Source organism: Streptomyces sp. NBC_00273, from assembly GCF_036178145.1.
Taxonomy (GTDB): Bacteria; Actinomycetota; Actinomycetes; order Streptomycetales; family Streptomycetaceae; genus Streptomyces.
The window spans coordinates 6,424,645-6,440,566 of sequence record NZ_CP108067.1 but is presented as its reverse complement, the minus strand read 5'-3'; the positions used below and the strand labels follow the sequence as shown (position 1 = coordinate 6,440,566).

At 70.9% G+C, this 15,922-nt stretch carries 14 protein-coding genes; 3 read left to right on the top strand and 11 right to left on the bottom strand.

The annotated features are described in order from the left end of the window. Positions 1-69: 69 nt before the first annotated feature. From OG386_RS28480 to OG386_RS28470, 3 genes are all read right to left on the bottom strand, one after another. Positions 70-1,797 (bottom strand): LCP family protein, encoded by a 1,728-nt coding sequence (locus OG386_RS28480; protein ID WP_328790473.1) that lies wholly within the window; start codon positions 1,795-1,797, stop codon positions 70-72. 24 nt (positions 1,798-1,821) lie between these two features. Continuing rightward, the gene (nadD, locus tag OG386_RS28475; RefSeq protein ID WP_328790472.1) at positions 1,822-2,439 is read right to left on the bottom strand and encodes a nicotinate-nucleotide adenylyltransferase; all 618 of its coding nucleotides are present in this window, start codon (positions 2,437-2,439) and stop codon (positions 1,822-1,824) included. A 64-nt stretch (positions 2,440-2,503) separates the two neighbouring features. Then, positions 2,504-2,671: a hypothetical protein gene (locus OG386_RS28470; protein ID WP_314244820.1), complete on the bottom strand. Its 168-nt coding sequence runs from the start codon at positions 2,669-2,671 to the stop codon at positions 2,504-2,506. Between the two features lie 140 nt (positions 2,672-2,811). Between OG386_RS28470 and OG386_RS28465 the strand changes: the two genes are divergently transcribed. Then, complete coding sequence (locus tag OG386_RS28465) at positions 2,812-3,888, top strand: M48 family metallopeptidase (RefSeq protein WP_328790471.1); 1,077 nt, start codon at positions 2,812-2,814, stop codon at positions 3,886-3,888. On the opposite strand, the gene OG386_RS28460 is transcribed toward OG386_RS28465, so the two are convergent. The 7 genes from OG386_RS28460 to OG386_RS28430 form a co-directional block, all read right to left on the bottom strand. Further along, the gene (locus OG386_RS28460; RefSeq protein WP_328790470.1) at positions 3,872-5,071 is read right to left on the bottom strand and encodes an SCO2583 family membrane protein; all 1,200 of its coding nucleotides are present in this window, start codon (positions 5,069-5,071) and stop codon (positions 3,872-3,874) included. The two genes, OG386_RS28465 and OG386_RS28460, sit on opposite strands and share 17 nt — an antisense overlap. A gap of 68 nt (positions 5,072-5,139) precedes the next feature. Beyond that, the gene (locus OG386_RS28455) at positions 5,140-5,691 is read right to left on the bottom strand and encodes an SCO2584 family spore wall biosynthesis protein (RefSeq protein WP_328790469.1); all 552 of its coding nucleotides are present in this window, start codon (positions 5,689-5,691) and stop codon (positions 5,140-5,142) included. Between the two features lie 77 nt (positions 5,692-5,768). After that, positions 5,769-7,058 (bottom strand): glutamate-5-semialdehyde dehydrogenase, encoded by a 1,290-nt coding sequence (locus OG386_RS28450; RefSeq protein ID WP_328790468.1) that lies wholly within the window; start codon positions 7,056-7,058, stop codon positions 5,769-5,771. A gap of 305 nt (positions 7,059-7,363) precedes the next feature. After that, positions 7,364-7,831: a hypothetical protein gene (locus OG386_RS28445; RefSeq protein ID WP_376114627.1), complete on the bottom strand. Its 468-nt coding sequence runs from the start codon at positions 7,829-7,831 to the stop codon at positions 7,364-7,366. A 34-nt stretch (positions 7,832-7,865) separates the two neighbouring features. Continuing rightward, positions 7,866-8,993 (bottom strand): glutamate 5-kinase, encoded by a 1,128-nt coding sequence (gene proB, locus OG386_RS28440; RefSeq protein WP_328790467.1) that lies wholly within the window; start codon positions 8,991-8,993, stop codon positions 7,866-7,868. A gap of 106 nt (positions 8,994-9,099) precedes the next feature. Beyond that, positions 9,100-9,531, bottom strand: a complete 432-nt coding sequence (locus OG386_RS28435) for a GtrA family protein (RefSeq protein WP_266596542.1) — start codon at positions 9,529-9,531, stop codon at positions 9,100-9,102. Further along, complete coding sequence (locus OG386_RS28430; RefSeq protein WP_328790466.1) at positions 9,528-10,529, bottom strand: glycosyltransferase family 2 protein; 1,002 nt, start codon at positions 10,527-10,529, stop codon at positions 9,528-9,530. Before OG386_RS28430 ends, OG386_RS28435 begins: the two co-directional genes overlap by 4 nt. Positions 10,530-10,712: 183 nt before the next feature. Here OG386_RS28430 and OG386_RS28425 point away from each other — a divergent pair, with 183 nt between their 5' ends. After that, the gene (locus OG386_RS28425; protein ID WP_328790465.1) at positions 10,713-13,592 is read left to right on the top strand and encodes a bifunctional glycosyltransferase/CDP-glycerol:glycerophosphate glycerophosphotransferase; all 2,880 of its coding nucleotides are present in this window, start codon (positions 10,713-10,715) and stop codon (positions 13,590-13,592) included. Further along, entirely contained in the window at positions 13,589-14,761 is a 1,173-nt protein-coding gene (locus OG386_RS28420; RefSeq protein ID WP_327385427.1) for a glycosyltransferase, read from the top strand. Before OG386_RS28425 ends, OG386_RS28420 begins: the two co-directional genes overlap by 4 nt. A 95-nt stretch (positions 14,762-14,856) precedes the next feature. Here OG386_RS28420 and galE read toward each other — a convergent pair whose 3' ends face one another. Continuing rightward, the gene (gene galE, locus OG386_RS28415) at positions 14,857-15,870 is read right to left on the bottom strand and encodes a UDP-glucose 4-epimerase GalE (RefSeq protein ID WP_328790464.1); all 1,014 of its coding nucleotides are present in this window, start codon (positions 15,868-15,870) and stop codon (positions 14,857-14,859) included. Positions 15,871-15,922: the final 52 nt, after the last annotated feature.

Here is a 15,922-nt window from a genome sequence, read left to right as displayed (position 1 = left end):
CGCCGACACCGCCCGCGCGCAGCGTCGCGCGCGGGCGAAAGCCTCCCTCGGGGCCGCTCCGGAGCCTGGTCAGAACGCCTTGTAGTCCTTGCCCAGGATCACCACGACCTCCGCGTTCACCGCGTTCTCGGCCTTCTTCACGGCCGTCTCGGGCAGTCCCAGCGTCTTGGCGACCTCGATCGCGCGGTCCCGCTGCGCATCGTCCTGGTAGGTGATCTGCGAGGTGGCCGCCGTCTTGTCGGCCTTGCCGCCGTCGACGAAGGTGTAGCCGCCGTTCACCAGCGCCGCCTTCGCCGCGACCTGCGTCTTCTCGTCGCCGCTGGCGTCCTTGAGGCCGACGCGCGGGGCCGCACCGGGCTGCGCCGCGGCGCCGGAGCCGCCCAGCACCTCCTTGACGACCGACTTGTTCGCGTCGTCCGTGAGCGTGCCGTCCGCCTTCACCGCGAGGACGTCGGTGCGCCACGCGCCCACCTTGGCGTGCGCGCCGAGCCGGGACAGCAGGGCACCGAGGGTCTGCGCGTTCAGGGCCGGGTCGAGGATCTGACCGATGCTCTCGACGGTCACGGCCGCCGCCTTCGGGTCGCTCGGGATCTTGCGCAGCACCGCCTGGAGCACCTTGCCCACGCGTTCCAGCTGCTTGGCCTCCGGTTCGCCCTGCCCGCGGAACGTGGCGTACGCGACGGCCATCGAGCCGCTCAGGCTCTGCTTCTGGCCCTGGGCCACGGCCGGGGTCTTGGCCGCGTCGTCGGCCGGGACCGCGGTGTCGGTGTCGACCTCGATGCCGCCGACCAGGTCGACCAGGCTCTCCAGGAAGGGGGTGTCCAGGCGCCAGGTGCCGCCGATGCGGGTGCCCAGCACGGAGTCGAGGGCCTCGCGGGTGCCGAGACCGCCTTCCTCGACCGACTTGCCGAGCCCCGTGGCCGTCCCGTCCTGGCCGGTGACGGCCAGGGTGTTCGGGAGCAGGACGGTGGCGCCCTTCTTGGTGGTGACGTTGTCGACGAGCAGCGCCGAGGAGGTGCCGCCCTTCTTGGTGTTGTGCAGGTGGACGACGATGATGTCCCGCTTCTGCGCGCCGGCGTCGGCACTCGCGCCGGTCTTCTTCTCGCCGGGGCCGTCGAGGAGGGGCAGCTTGCCCGCGTACCAGAGGTAGCCGAGTCCGCCGACGACGAACAGGGCGAGGACGACGATCAGCGCCACCACCCGGTTGCGGCCGCGGCGGCGGGCCTCCTCGCGGCGTTCGGTGCGGCTCTCGGTGAACTTGAGCCAGTCGATGACGTCCTCGGAGTCCTCGTCCGGCTGGTCGATGAAGGCGAACATCTCGGTGCGGTAGTCCCGGTCCGCCCGGGGCTCGCCGTCGCGCTCGCGGTCGCCGTCGCGCTCGCGGTCGTCGCCCCGCGCACCGCCCTCTTCGGCGTCCGGCCGGCGCGGCTCGGGGACCTGGGCGGCCGGCCGCTCGGCGGGGGCCGGGGGCTCCGGGGCGGTCTGCTGCGGGATCCACTGCTGGGTCTGCTGCGTGTCGTACCCGTAGGCGGGCGCCTGGGTGTACTCCTGCTGCCCGTACTCCTGGGCGGCCGGCTGCTGCGGGTAGTACTGCTGCTGTTGCGGCTGCTGCTGGCCGTAGCCCTGGTAGTCGTAGCCGTACTGCTGCTGCTCGTACTGCTGCCCGTACTGCTGCGGAGCGGGCTGGGCGGGCTGCGCGGGCCCCTGGCCGTACACCGGCCGCCCGTACGCGTCGTAGCCGACGAGCTGCTGCTCCTGGGCGGCATACGGGTCGTACGGATCCTGTCGGTCGTTCACCGCGGGGCCCCTCTCTCCGGAAGCTCAGGCTCCCCGGTACAGCTCACGCTTGTCGATGTAGCGCACGACGCCGTCCGGCACCAAATACCAGACAGGATCCCCCTGGGCCACCCTCGCACGGCAGTCGGTGGACGAGATCGCGAGCGCGGGCACCTCCACCAGGGAAACGCCGCCCTTGGGGAGCCCGTCGTCGGTGAGCACGTGACCCGGCCGGGTGACTCCGATGAAGTGGGAGAGCGAGAAGAGCTCTTCGGCGTTGCGCCAGGTCAGGATCTGCGCGAGCGCGTCGGCACCGGTGATGAAGAACAGGTCGGCGTCGTCGTTCTGCGCCTTCAGGTCCCGCAGGGTGTCGATGGTGTACGTCGGCCCGCCGCGGTCGATGTCGATGCGGCTCACCGAGAACTGCGGGTTCGAGGCCGTGGCGATGACCGTCATCAGGTAGCGGTCCTCGGCCGGCGAAACGGCCCGCTGCGACTTCTGCCACGGCTCGCCGGTCGGCACGAACATCACCTCGTCGAGGTGGAAAAGGGCGGCCACCTCGCTGGCGGCCACCAGGTGTCCGTGATGGATCGGGTCGAATGTCCCGCCCATCACGCCGAGCCGGCGCTTGACCGGACCGGTAGGCATCTCCTGCTCTCCCATGAGCGCAGAGCCTACTGGCCCGGGGGACGCGTCGTTCTCGGCGGGTTCAGCCGGTTCGGCCGGTTCAGCGGTCGCGGTTCAGGCGCGTGGTGACCCAGAGCATCAGCATCAGGATCAGGAAGGCACCGCCGCCGGTCAGGTACGGGTTCAGGCTGTCGTGGTTGCCGCCGTGCTGCTCGGCCCCCTCCGAGGCGAGGACGACCAGGTTGTGGGCGGTGGTGGAGAGGCTCATCAGGCAGATACCTATCGAGTCGGGGAGCGGGCGGAGACTTCGCTCACATCGTATGCGGGGGCCTGGGGCACGCTCACGCCGACTCAGGCGTTGGAGAGGATAGACGCAGGGACGAACAGGTCCATACAGGGGAGGGCGCAATGACGGAAACAGGGTTCGAGAAGGTGCCGGCGCGGGATCGCAGGCGGTTCCCCGGCATCTCGTCGCGGGCGTACGAGCATCCGGCGGACCGCTCGGCGCTGGTGGCACTGCGCAAACTGAGCGGCTTCGACACGGTGTTCAAGGCGCTGAGCGGGCTGCTTCCGGAGCGGAGCCTGCGGCTGCTGTTCCTGTCGGAGTCGGTGCGCGTGGGCGAGACGCAGTTCCCGCACCTGCACGGGATGCTGCGCGACGCCTGCTACATCCTGGACCTGGAGAAGGTCCCGCAGATGTACGTGCAGCAGGACCCGAACCCCAACGCCATGTGCATCGGGCTGGACGAGCCGATCATCGTGGTGACCACGGGCCTCGTCGAACTGCTCGACGAGGAGGAGATGCGTGCGGTGGTGGGCCACGAGGTGGGCCACGCGCTGTCGGGGCACGCCGTCTACCGCACGATCCTGCTGTTCCTGACCAACCTGGCGCTGAAGATCGCGTGGATCCCGCTGGGCAATGTGGCGATCATGACGATCGTGACCGCGCTGCGGGAGTGGTTCCGCAAGTCGGAGCTCTCGGCCGACCGGGCCGGGCTGCTGGTGGGACAGGACGTGCAGGCCTCGATGCGGGGCCTGATGAAGATCGCGGGCGGCAACCACCTCCACGAGATGAACGTGGACGCCTTCCTGGCCCAGGCCGAGGAGTACGAGTCGAGCGGCGATCTGCGCGACTCCGTGCTGAAGATCCTGAACCTGCTGCCCCGGACGCACCCCTTCACCACGGTGCGGGCGGCCGAGCTGAAGAAGTGGGCCGAGAGCCGCGACCACCAGCGGATCATGGACGGCCACTACCCGCGGCGGGACGAGGACAAGGACACCTCGGTGACCGACTCCTTCCGCCAGTCCGCCGCGCACTACGCCGATGCGGTGCGCACCAGCAAGGACCCGCTGTTCAAGCTGGTCGGTGACATCGCGGGCGGCGCGGCCGACGTGGGCGGCAAGCTCCGCGACAAGTTCACGGGCTCCGGAGCCGGAGCCGGCACTGCTGCGCAGGACAAGGCAGGACCTACGGAGCAGGGCTGACGGGAGCGGCCTGCGGGGGCGGGGGCGGTGTCGCGGGCGGGCTCACGGCCGGGGTCGTGGGCGAGGCCAGGACGCCGCACAGCCCGGCCGTGCGCCGCGGTTGGCCGCTGGCGTACGGGTCGCTCGCGGCCGGGCCCACCGTGGTCGGGCCGGCTCCGGCCAGGAGCGGGCGAAAGGCTCCGGCCGGGTCGGCGGAGCAGTCCTGCGGCCCGGCCATCACATAGGCCGAGGCCAGCTCCAGCCGGCGGGTCGTCAGGTCCTCCCGGTCGAAGCGCAGCCGCAACTCGCGCCGGACGGTGAAGAGCGAGGCGCCGTCGGCCGCGGCCGGGGATCCGGTGGCGGGCCGTACGGCGTAGACGAAGGTGTGGTCGGTGGTGACCTCCAGCGTGTCGGGGGCCACCTCCTCGAAGGCGAGCGTGCCGCTCACCCGTACCCGGGAGTCGGCCACGACGGCGGTGTCCTGGTCGAAGCGGACCAGCCAGCCGGTGGCCGCGTGGCGGCCGTCGCCGGAGGGCGAAGTCATGCTGCGGTCGAACTGCGCCAACTGGTCGGGGTCGAGCAGGACGCGCACCGGGCGGGTGGCCGCTCCGGCGAGGATGTCGGGGTCCAACGAGGACTGCACCAGGTAGTCCTTGGCGATGGACAGCGCGGCGACGACCTGGGCGTCGGTGAAGTGGTGCGTGCGGCGCACGGCGGGCAGGGTGATGCCGGCCGCTCCGACCCGGTAGTCGGCGGCGGGGCTCTTCGCGTACAGCTCGGTGGGGCGCCCGCCGGGCACGTGGGTGGTCGGCGCGAGCGGGACCACGGTGCTGCTGAGCGCCTGTGCGGGTCCCCCGGGCGGAGGTACGTAGGGGTTGCGCAGCCCCATGTAGACGGCGAAGGCGAAGGCCGTGGCGATGAGCAGCACGAGCAGCATGCCCTGCCGTGCGCCCCGGCCGGGGGCGCTGGTCCGGGACGACGTGGAGCCGCCGCCGGACCAGATGGATCGGCTGCGCACGGCACGGGCGTGTTCGCCCATGCGTTCCTGCGCGGAGTACTCCTGGAGCCGGGCGGCCCGCACGAAGTCCTCGTCGAACACCACCGACCGGTACTCGTCCTGCCGGAAGTCGTCCGGCCGGAAGTCGTCGTCGCCCCCGCCCATGCCCTCGGGGGTGCTGTTGGGTGGATCTCCTGGCACGGCCATCGCTTCTCCCCGCTGTCCCCGCTTCAGAGAAGCCCCCGGCTCCGGCGTATGCGAGTGGGGTCGTACCTTCAGGGTTGGCGAACGGAGGGGTACGTAAACGCGCCTACGCCGGTGACTTCACCCCTGGGGGTGCTGGCGGGAGCCGGAGCGGGGTCCGCCTCGCCCGCGGCACTGCGGTACACGGCGCTGAAGGCGAGCGCGACCATGCCGAGGCCCATCACGAAGGCGAGCACCCAGGCGACGGGGCGCAGCCACGGTGCGCGGCCGCGGTAGGGGCGCAGACTGCCGCCGTAGGCACCGTACGGGCCGTCCGGGTACCCGTAGCCGCGGTCGTGGTCCCAGCCGTGGTCGTCGTCGTACCCGTCGGGGTGGCCGTATCCGTAGCTGTCGTAGTCGTCGTCGACCGTCCAGCCGCCGGCCACGGCACGGGCGGCCTCGGCCTCCGCGCGCGCTCGATCGGCCGCCCGTTGGCGCTCGGCGGCGCTCGGTTCTTGGATCTCGGCGTTCCGGACGAAGTCCTCGTCGAACACCACGGAGGCGAAGTCGAAATCCGCGCCTCCGCGGTCGTCGTCGGGCTCCCCGTCGTCCGGGAACGGCTTGCCCCCCACGTCGTCCGGCACAGCAACAGCCTAGACCTGGGGGGCCGCCTTGGGCAGGGTGTGCGCCGAATTCCGGCCACACCGTGCTCGAGGCGTCACTACCGAACGTGACCGTCGCCGGTGACGATGTACTTGGTGGAGGTCAGCTCGGGAAGGCCCATCGGGCCCCTGGCGTGCAGCTTCTGGGTGGAAATGCCGATCTCCGCACCGAAGCCGAACTGGCCACCGTCCGTGAACCGAGTGGATGCATTCACGGCGACCGTGGTCGAGTCGACCAGCTGGGTGAAGCGGCGCGCGGCGGCCTGCGAGGTGGTGACGATCGCCTCGGTGTGACCGGAGGTCCAGCGGCGGATGTGGGTGACGGCGTCGTCGAGGGAGTCCACGACCGCGGCGGCGATGTCGTAGGACAGGTACTCGGCGGCCCAGTCCTCGTCCGTGGCGGGCAGGGCGGTGACCTTGCCGCCCTCGGCGGCGGCGAGGACCCGGGCGTCGCCGTGCACGGTGACGCCGGCGTCGGCGAGCGCGTCGAGGGCGCGCGGCAGGAAGGCGTCGGCGATGTCGCGGTGGACGAGGAGGGTCTCGGCGGAGTTGCAGACGGAGGGCCGCTGGGCCTTGGAGTTGATGAGGATGTCCACCGCCATGTCCAGGTCGGCCTGCGCGTCGACGTAGACGTGGCAGTTGCCGGTACCGGTCTCGATGACCGGGACGGTGGATTCCTCGACCACGGTCTTGATGAGGGAGGCGCCGCCGCGCGGGATGAGCACGTCGACGAGGCCGCGGGCGCGCATCAGCTCGCGGACGGAGTCTCGGGACTCGCCGGGGACGAGCTGGATCGCGTCGGCGGGCAGGCCGACGCTCACGACGGCGTCCCGCAGGATGGCGACGAGGGCGGTGTTGGAGGAGTAGGCGGAGGAACTGCCGCGCAGCAGGACCGCGTTGCCGGACTTGAGACAGAGGGCGGCGGCGTCGACGGTGACGTTGGGGCGGGCCTCGTAGATGATGCCGACGACGCCGAGCGGGACGCGGATCTGCCGGAGGTCGATGCCGTTGGGGAGGGTGTTGCCGCGGACGACCTCGCCGACGGGGTCGGGGAGGGCGGCGACGTCGCGGACGTCGGAGGCGATGGCGGCGACCCGCTCCCGGGTCAGGGTGAGGCGGTCGATGACGGTCTCGCTGGTGCCGGCGGCGCGGGCCTTGTCCGTGTCCACGGCGTTGGCGGCGATGATCTCGGCCGTACGGGCCTCCAGCGCGTCCGCGATCGCCAGCAGGGCGGTGTCCTTGGCGGACCGCGGGAGTGGGGCGATCGCCGCGGCGGCGGTACGGGACCGCTGCGCGGTGGCGAGGACGGGCGAGGTGGCGCTGGCGGTGGCGGCATCGAGCGAGGTCATGCCGCCCAGGGTAATCCCCCGGCGGTACCCCGCCGCCGGGGTTCCACCCCCCGAGACGGCGGGCGCCGGCCGTCCGCGGGGCCTTGTCCCCGCCCCGCCCCTTCGCCGTCCCCCAGACTCCGTCCGGGGCCTTCAGCCGGGCTCCGCCCGGACCCGGTCCTCGATCGCCGGACGGGCTGAAAGACCCGGGGCTCCGCCCCGGACCCCGCTCCTCAAACGCCGGAGGGGCTGAACGGTCCCGGACCGGCTGGATGGTCCCAGGGGCTGGGTGGCCGCGGACCGGCTGGAATGGTCCCGGACCGGGGCTAGTACGGGTGCACACCCACCGGGTGGGCCGGGGGCGGGCCGTAGCCCTCCGCCACGCGCTGGTGGTAGGTGGCGCGGTCGATGACCTCCAGGCCGACGATCTCCCAGGGCGGGAGCTGCGCCGAGGAGCGGTGCTCGCCCCACAGCCGCAGGGCGACGGCCGCCGCGTCGTGGAGGTCCCGGGCCTCTTCCCAGTAGCGGATCTCCGCGTGGTCCTCGGCGTACCGGCTGGTCAGCAGGAAGGGATGGTCGTGGGCCAGTTGCTCCAGCCCGCGCCGGACCTCGGACAGCGGGGCCGGCTTGCCGGAGACGCTCAGGGTCACGTGCCACAGGCGCGATGCGTGATCCTGCTCCTCCCCGCCACCGCCGCCGTCACCGTCCCCCGTGCCGACGCTGGTCAGCGCTCGTCTCACCAGTCGCCTCCTGTCTCCGCCACGCGGGTCCGCCCGCCCCTCACAGTTGACCAGTCCACGGGCCGCCGCGCTCCGCTTTTACCGAACCTCAGCCCTCCAGCAGGACCAGATCGTCCCGGTGGACGACCTCCCGCTCGTACGCGGGTCCGAGTTCCCGCGCGAGCTCGCGAGTGGAGCGGCCGAGGAGCTGCGGGAGTTCCTTGGCGTCGAAGTTGACCAGGCCCCGTGCCACGGCGCGGCCGTCCGCGGAGCGCAGTTCCACCGGGTCCCCGGCGACGAAGTCGCCTTCGACCGCCGCGATCCCGGCGGGCAGTAGCGAGCTCCCGCGCTCGGTGACCGCGCGGACGGCGCCGTCGTCCAGGACCAGGTGCCCCTGCGGGGTCGACGCGTGCTGGAGCCAGAGCAGCCGGTCCGCCGAGCGGCGCCCGGTGGCGTGGAACAGCGTGCCGGTTCCCCGTCCGGCGAGGGCGTCGGCGGCCTGGCTCGCGGAGGTCAGCACCACCGGGATCCCGGCGGCGGCCGCGATCCGGGCCGCCTCGACCTTGGTGACCATGCCGCCGGTGCCCACGCCCGCCTTGCCGGCGCTGCCGATGGAGACGTGCGCGATGTCCTCGGGCCCGTGGACCTCTTCGATGCGGGTGGTGCCGGGCTGGGAGGGGTCGCCGTCGTAGAGGCCGTCCACGTCCGAGAGGAGGACGAGGAGGTCGGCGCGGACGAGGTGGGCGACGAGGGCCGCCAGCCGGTCGTTGTCGCCGAAGCGGATCTCGTCCGTGGCGACGGTGTCGTTCTCGTTGACGACGGGGAGGGCGCCCATGGCGAGCAGCTGGTCGAGGGTGCGGTAGGCGTTGCGGTAGTGGGCCCGGCGGCTGGTGTCGTCGGTGGTGAGGAGCACCTGGCCGACGCGGACGCCGTACCGGGCGAAGGAAGCGGTGTAGCGGGCGACGAGCAGGCCCTGGCCGACGCTCGCGGCGGCCTGCTGCCGGGCCAGGTCCTTGGGCCGGCGCCGCAGGCCGAGCGGGGAGAGCCCGGCGGCGATGGCTCCGCTGGAGACGAGGACGATCTCCTTCTCGCCTCCGCTGCGGGCCTTGGCGAGGACGTCGACGAGCGCGTCCACCCGGTCTGCGTCGAGTCCGCCGGCCGCGGTGGTCAGGGAGGAGGAGCCGACCTTGACCACGATCCTGCGGGCGTCCACGACACCTTGCCTAGCCGCTGACACGTCTGTCCCCTTGCCCCTTGCCGAAATGCCTGTCGGCGAAACGCACGTCGCCGAGATGCCTGCCGTCTCAATCTACGGGGTGGGCGCGCGGGGCTGCTCGGGGGTTTCAGACCCTGGACGAGGACCCCGCCTCCACGACAGGGGCCTCCTCGGCCCGGGCGGCACCCGGGACGAGGATCTTGCGGGAGAGCAGGAAGGTGAACGGGATGGCGACGACCGCCGCGACCAGCGGGGCGATCCGGGTGTCCATCCCGGCCCAGGTCACCAGCGCGTAGAGGCCGACGGACTGGATGACGAAGTTGGTGATGTTCGTCAGCGGGAAGAGGAAGAACTTCTTCCAGGTCGGCCGGGTCCGGTAGGTGAAGTAGGTGTTCATGAAGAACGAGCCGACCATCGCCAGGACGAAGGCGAGGGAGTAGGCGGCGAAGTACGGCATCCACGGGTGCAGGAGCAGGTAGATGACGAAGAAGGTGCCGGTGTTCACGCCGCCCACGAGGGCGAATCTGAACACCTGGCCGAGCTGGTCCTTGCGGCTCATCGGGCGCTGCGCTCCACGATCGTAGGCTCTGCGACCGGGGCCGCCGGCCGGTCATCGGTCCGCGGGAGCGGCTGTGCTCCGTGCGATTCCTTCACCAGGAAGTGCGGCCTGCGCTTGGCCTCGTAGTAGATGCGGCCGATGTACTCACCGATCAGGCCCAGCATGATCAACTGTACGCCGCCCAGGCCCGTGATGATCGCCACGAGGGTGACGTACCCCGGGGACTCGACGCCGTTGGTGATCGCCATGATCGTGATCCACAGGGCGTACAGGCCGGTCAGGGCGACCAGCGACACGCCGAACCAGATCCCGATCCGCAGCGGCCTGTTGTTGAAGGAGATCAGGCCGTCCATGCCGTAGTTCAGCAGGGCGCCGAACTTCCACTTCGTCTCGCCGGCCTCGCGCTGCGCGTTGCGGTAGTCGAAGTGGACGGTGTCGAAGCCGATCCAGGAGAACAGCCCCTTGGAGAAGCGGTTGTACTCCGGCAGCGACAGCAGGGCGTCCACGGCCGGGCGCGAGAGCATGCGGAAGTCGCCGACGCCGTCGGTGAGCTCCACGTCGACCCAGCGGTTGACGCCCCGGTAGTAGAGGCTGCTGAGGGCGGAGCGGAGCTTCTTGTCGCCCTCGCGCGTGCGGCGGGCGATGATCTGGTCGTGCCCCTGCCGGTAGTGCTCCAGCATGGTCGCGATGAGCTCCGGCGGGTGCTGGAGGTCAGCATCCATGATCACTACGGCGTCGCCCGTGGCCTCGCGCAGGCCCGCGAGCATGCCGGCCTCCTTGCCGAAGTTCCGGCTGAAGGAGACGTAGCGGGTCTCCTCGCCGTGTTCGGCGGCGATCTTCCGGAGCTTGTCGAGGGTGCCGTCGCGGCTTCCGTCGTCGACGTAACAGACCTCGTAGTCGACGGGGAGGGCGTCCAGGACCCTCCGGATCTCCACATCGAAGCTGTCGATGACGGCTTCTTCGTTGAAGCAGGGGACAACTACGGACAGCTTCGTCATGAACACTTCCTGCTGGATCCGAACGGGTGATTGTCGGCGGCCGGACCCGCCTCTCACCTCTTCCTTAGAAGTATGCACGGCGAGGGTCGGGCGGGAGTCGGGCTGCGGGAGTCGAGGGCGGCACACGGTAGCGTGGACGAGATAAGCGGAATCAGCTGAACGTAACGAAACGAAGGGATCGAGGTGCACGTGCCCGACGTCTCCGTGGTCGTCATCGTCTACAACGACGCAGAGCGTCTGCCGACAGCAGTCCAGTCGGTTCTGGACCAGACCCTGCACAGCGTCGAAGTCGTGATCGTCGACGACTGCAGCAAGGACCGCTCGTACGCGGTCGCCCAGGAACTGGAATCTGCGCATCCAGGGAGAGTGCGCGCCTTCCAGCTGCCGGAGAACAGCGGCGGCTGCGGTGCGCCGCGCAACCACGGCATCCAGCAGGCCACCGGAACGTACGTGATGTTCCTCGACAGCGACGACGTGCTGGAGCGCAACGCCTGTCGGAACATGCTGGACGCCGCCGAGCGGACCGGATCCGACCTGGTCGCGGGCATGTGCGTACGCGTGCACCTCGACAACCGGTGGGGCAAGACCACCGAGTGGTACCCCTGGATCTACTCGCGCACCCGCACCCTGGAATCGATCACCGAGTACCCCGACCTACTGGTCTACGACACCCTCTCCACGAACAAGTGCTACCGGCGCGCGTTCCTGCTGGAGCAGGGCCTGGAGTTCCCGGTCGGCATCCACTACGAGGACCTGCTGTTCTCCGCGCAGGCCTACGTGGCCGCCCGCCGCATCACGCTGATCCCGAACCACGTCTACTTCTGGAACGTGGTCGAGAAGGCCGCGGCCCTTTCGATCAGCAACCGGCGCCACGAGATCGCGAACTTCGTCCACCGGATGGAGATCCACCGCCGCGTCGACCGCCTGCTGGCCGAGAAGGGCCACACGGACATCAAGTCCGCGAAGGACGCCAAGTTCCTCAAGCACGACCTCGTGCTGCACCTGCGCGACCTGCCGCTGCTGAGCGACGAGTACCGCCAGGAGTTCGCCCGCCTCGCCAACGGCTACCTGGAGGGGATCGACCCGGCGGCGTACGAGAACGTCACCTACCTCCAGGCGATCTGCGCCTACCTGCTGGGCAAGGAGGACTGGGACAACCTGCTCCCGGCCGCCGACGCCATGACCAACAAGGGCCGGCTCACCTCCCCCCTCGCCGAGCGCGACGGGCGCGTCTACTGGTGTGCGCAGCACATCGACGGTCCCGACGGCGCCGAGGCCCGCCGGATACTGGACGTCACCGAGCAGGCCTTCCACACCACGCCGCTCACCTCCCTCACGCTGGGCAACCGGCTCACCTCCTACGAGGACGACGGCCGCGGCACGGTCACCATGTCCGGCTCCGTCGTGAACCCGCTGGGCCGGATCCCGGCCGACGCGGCGCTGAAGGCCACGCTGGAGTTCCGGGCCCGCCGCCAGATCGGCGTGCGCTCCTTCAGCTTCCCGGTGGAAACCGTCCGCCACGCCGGTGACACGATCGAGTGGACCGGCACCGCCGACGTCGCGAGCACGGTCCGCCCGCTCGGCATCATCGACGCCGTCTGGGACGTCCGCCTCAAGCTGACCGCGGGCGGCGATCGGATCACCACCCGGGTCGCGATCGGCGGGGTCGACCTCGAGTCGGCGGCCCGGCTGCGCGTGCGCCCGCGGCTGACCCGGCTGGTCTCCGACCGCTTCGGGCCCCAGATGACCAAGAAGGGCAACCTCAGCTACGTGCTGAGCGCCGAGGGCGCCGCCGCCGTCCGCACCCAGTCGCTGATCAACAACGCCATACAGGGCAAGGCGGCCAACGTGGTCAAGCGGGGCCTGCGCAAGGCACTGCGGGCCCGCCGCAACATGGGCTCCGGCGAGCAGAAGGTGAAGGTCTACCACGAGGTCTTCTCGAAGCTGCCGATCAAGAAGGGCACGGTCGTCTTCGAGAGCCACATGGGCAAGCAGTACAGCGACAGCCCCAAGGCGATCTACGAGGAGCTGGTCCGCCAGGGCGCGCCGTTCGAGGCGATCTGGTCGTACGCGGGCGCCAAGCCCACCGGCTTCCCCAAGGAGGCCACCTTGGTCAAGCGCTGGAGCTGGCCGTACCTGCGCGCCCTCGCCCAGGCCGAATACTGGGTCGACAACCAGGGCTTCCCGCTGGCGCTGGCCAAGCGCCCGGGGACCACGTACATCCAGACCTGGCACGGCTCGGCGCTCAAGCGGATGGGCTTCCACGAGCCGCGGACCAAGGCGCAGGGCCGGGCCGGCCAGGCCCGTTTCCAGGCGGCCGTCGACCGCTTCGACCACTTCCTGATCCGCTCCGAGCACGACACCCGCACCCTCGCCAAGGGCTTCCGGCTGCGTGACGAGGTGCTGCTGCGCACGGGCTACCCGCGCAACGACGCCCTCGTCGAGGCGCACCGGACCGAATCGCACAGCGGTGAGCGGGTGCGCGGGCCCCTCGCGGGCGAGCTCGGCATCGACCCGGACAAGAAGGTGCTGCTGTACGCGCCGACCTTCCGGGCGGGCGCGGACGGCGCGGTGGAGGGCTTCACCTTCCCCTTCGACGTGGAGGAGTTCGCGGACCGGCTCGGCGACCGCTTCACGCTGCTGGTGCGGACCCACTACCTCAACAGCGTCTCGCTGCCGCCGTCCGTCGCGGGCCGCGTCATCGACGTGTCCCGGCACCACGACATCACCCCGCTGCTGGCCCTCGCCGACGGTCTGATCACCGACTACTCGTCCGTGATGTTCGACTACGCGGTCCTGGACCGGCCGATGCTGTTCTTCGCGTACGACTACGAGAAGTACGCGACGGACATCCGCGGCACGTACTTCGACCTGAAGGAGAAGGCCCCGGGCCCGGTGGTGGCCACGGCGGACGAGCTCCTCCAGGCGCTCGCCGCCTTCGAGGAGGCCGACGTCAAGTACGCCCAGGCCCGGCAGCGTTTCCTCGCCGAGTTCGGCGAGTACGACCGCGGGGACGCAGCCCGCCAGATCGTAGAGAAGTTCTTCACCAGGAGCGGCAAGTGAGCCAGCAGACCGCCACCCCGGGCGGCCGTGACATCTTCATCGTCTCCAACAACGTCGACGAGATCGGCGGCGTGACCACCTGGTCGCACCAGATGGCCCGGCAGTTCACCGACCGCGGCCACCGGGTGCACATCGTGGGCATCGCCCCGGTCGCCGACGACATCCGGCAGAAGCTGCCGCAGGGTCTGCCGTACGAGATGACCACGCTCTACGACGCACACCCGCCGTCGGCCCGCCGGCTGCGCGGGATCAAGGGCCGGCTGAACGCGCCCGAGCGGCGCCGCCAGGCGGCCCGGCGGGCGCAGATGCGGGTCAAGGCGGAGCGGCTGAGCGAGCTGCTGCGGGCAGCCCGTCCGGGCGGTGTCGTCATCGTCACCCAGGTCTGGGCGATGGAGTGGGTGGCGCTCGCCGACACCAAGGGGCTCACCGTCATCGGGATGAGCCACGAGTCGTTCGAAGCCAGCCAGAAGTCCACCCGCGGGGAGCGGGTCCGCCGCTTCTACCCGCAGGTCGACCGGCTGCTGGTGCTGACCGCCGAGGACGCGGACCTGTGGATCCGGGCGGGCATGGAGAACGTGGGGAGCATGCCGAACCCGCTGCCCTTCATGCCCGACTCCCCCGCGCCGCGCACGGAGAAGGTCGTGGCGTGCGTCGGCCGCCTCGGCTTCGAGAAGGGCGTCGACCTGCTGCTCGACACCTGGGCGGACGTCGCACCGCACCACCCCGACTGGACCCTGCGGATCTACGGGGCCGGCGCGGAGGAGGCGACGCTGAAGGCGTACTGCACCTCGCTGGGCCTGGACGACTCCGTGGAGTGGATGGGAAGCACCGCCGACGTGCTGGGCGCCCTGCGCGGAGCCTCGGTCTTCGCCCAGGCCTCACGGGCCGAGGGCTTCCCGATCACGCTGCTGGAAGCGATGGCGGCGGGCGTGCCGCCGGCCGCCTTCGACTGCGCGCCGGGCGTACGGGAGATCGTCGAGCACGGCGAGGACGGGCTGCTGGCCCGGCTGGGCAACACGATGGAGCTGGCCGGGCACCTGCGCGAGCTGATGTCCGACCGTGAGCTGCGCGACCGGCTCGGGGACAACGCCTTCCGTTCGGTCAAGCGTTACTCCAGCCCCGAGATCACCGACCGGTGGGAAGAGCTGTTCTCCTTCCTGGAACGCTGACCGCCGCCCCCTCCACGGCACGCACGTGAAGCAGCCCGCCCCGGACGCGTCCGGGGCGGGCTGCTTCACGTGCGGCGGGTTCGGCTTCCGGCCGGTCAGGGCTTGTGGACGTCCCGGTGGACGTCCTTGCGGGCCACCTTGTTGGCCTCCCAGCCCGCCCAGGCGGAGGTGACCATCTCGCGGACGTCGTGCCGGGCCTTCCAGCCCAGCTCCCCGGTGATCTTGTCGGCAGAGGCCACGACCTTCGCCGGGTCGCCGGGGCGGCGCGGGCTGATCACGGGGGCGATGTCGTGCCCGGTGCTCTCGTTCATGAGCGCGACCATCTCGGCGACGGAGACGCCCTCGCCGCGCCCGATGTTGACGGTGAGGTCCTTGTAGTCGCCGGCCACGGCCCACTCGGCGAGCTTGCGGGCGGCCGCCACGTGGGCCTCCGCGAGGTCCTCGACGTGGATGTAGTCGCGGATGCAGGTGCCGTCGGGGGTCGGGTAGTCGTCACCGAAGATCTTGGCGCCCTGGCCGGCGTCGTAGCGCTCGAAGACCATCGGGACCAGGTTGAAGACCCCGGTGTCGGCGAGCTCGGGGGCCGCGGCGCCCGCCACGTTGAAGTAGCGCAGGCAGGCGGTGGAAATGCCGTGCGCCCTGCCCGCGGCGCGCACCAGCCACTCGCCGGCCAGCTTGGTCTCGCCGTAGGGGCTCAGCGGCTTGCACGGGGTGTCCTCGGTGACCAGGTCCACGTCGGGCATGCCGTAGACGGAGGCGGAGGAGGAGAAGAGGAAGTTGCGGATGCCCGCGTCGGCCACGGCCTGGAGCAGGACGGCAAGGCCCTGCACGTTCTCGTGGTAGTAGTACATCGGCTTCTCGACGGACTCACCGACCTGCTTCTTGCCCGCCAGGTGCACCACGCCGGTGATCTTGTGCTTGCGGATGACCTCCTCCACCGCCAGCCGGTCGAGGACGGAGCCGACCACCAGCGGGACGCCTTCCGGTACGCGGTCCTCGTCGCCCGTGGAGAGGTCGTCGAAGACGACGACCTCCTCCCCCGCGAGCCGCATCGCGCGGACGACGTGCGCGCCGATGTATCCGGCGCCACCGGTGATCAGAAACGTCATGTGTGTCTCCTTGGTCCTGTCCGACTTCGGGATGGAGGGCGCGGCGGTGCGC

Bases quoted from the DNA above. Each gene is read 5' to 3' on its own strand.
- OG386_RS28470 (WP_314244820.1), bottom strand. From the start codon at position 2,671: ATGAGCCTCTCCACCACCGCCCACAACCTGGTCGTCCTCGCCTCGGAG.
- OG386_RS28430 (WP_328790466.1), bottom strand. From the start codon at position 10,529: ATGACGAAGCTGTCCGTAGTTGTCCCCTGCTTCAACGAAGAAGCCGTC.
- galE (WP_328790464.1), bottom strand. From the start codon at position 15,870: ATGACGTTTCTGATCACCGGTGGCGCCGGATACATCGGCGCGCACGTC.
- OG386_RS28465 (WP_328790471.1), top strand. From the start codon at position 2,812: ATGACGGAAACAGGGTTCGAGAAGGTGCCGGCGCGGGATCGCAGGCGG.
- nadD (WP_328790472.1), bottom strand. From the start codon at position 2,439: ATGGGAGAGCAGGAGATGCCTACCGGTCCGGTCAAGCGCCGGCTCGGC.
- OG386_RS28435 (WP_266596542.1), bottom strand. From the start codon at position 9,531: ATGAGCCGCAAGGACCAGCTCGGCCAGGTGTTCAGATTCGCCCTCGTG.
- OG386_RS28460 (WP_328790470.1), bottom strand. From the start codon at position 5,071: ATGGCCGTGCCAGGAGATCCACCCAACAGCACCCCCGAGGGCATGGGC.
- OG386_RS28450 (WP_328790468.1), bottom strand. From the start codon at position 7,058: ATGACCTCGCTCGATGCCGCCACCGCCAGCGCCACCTCGCCCGTCCTC.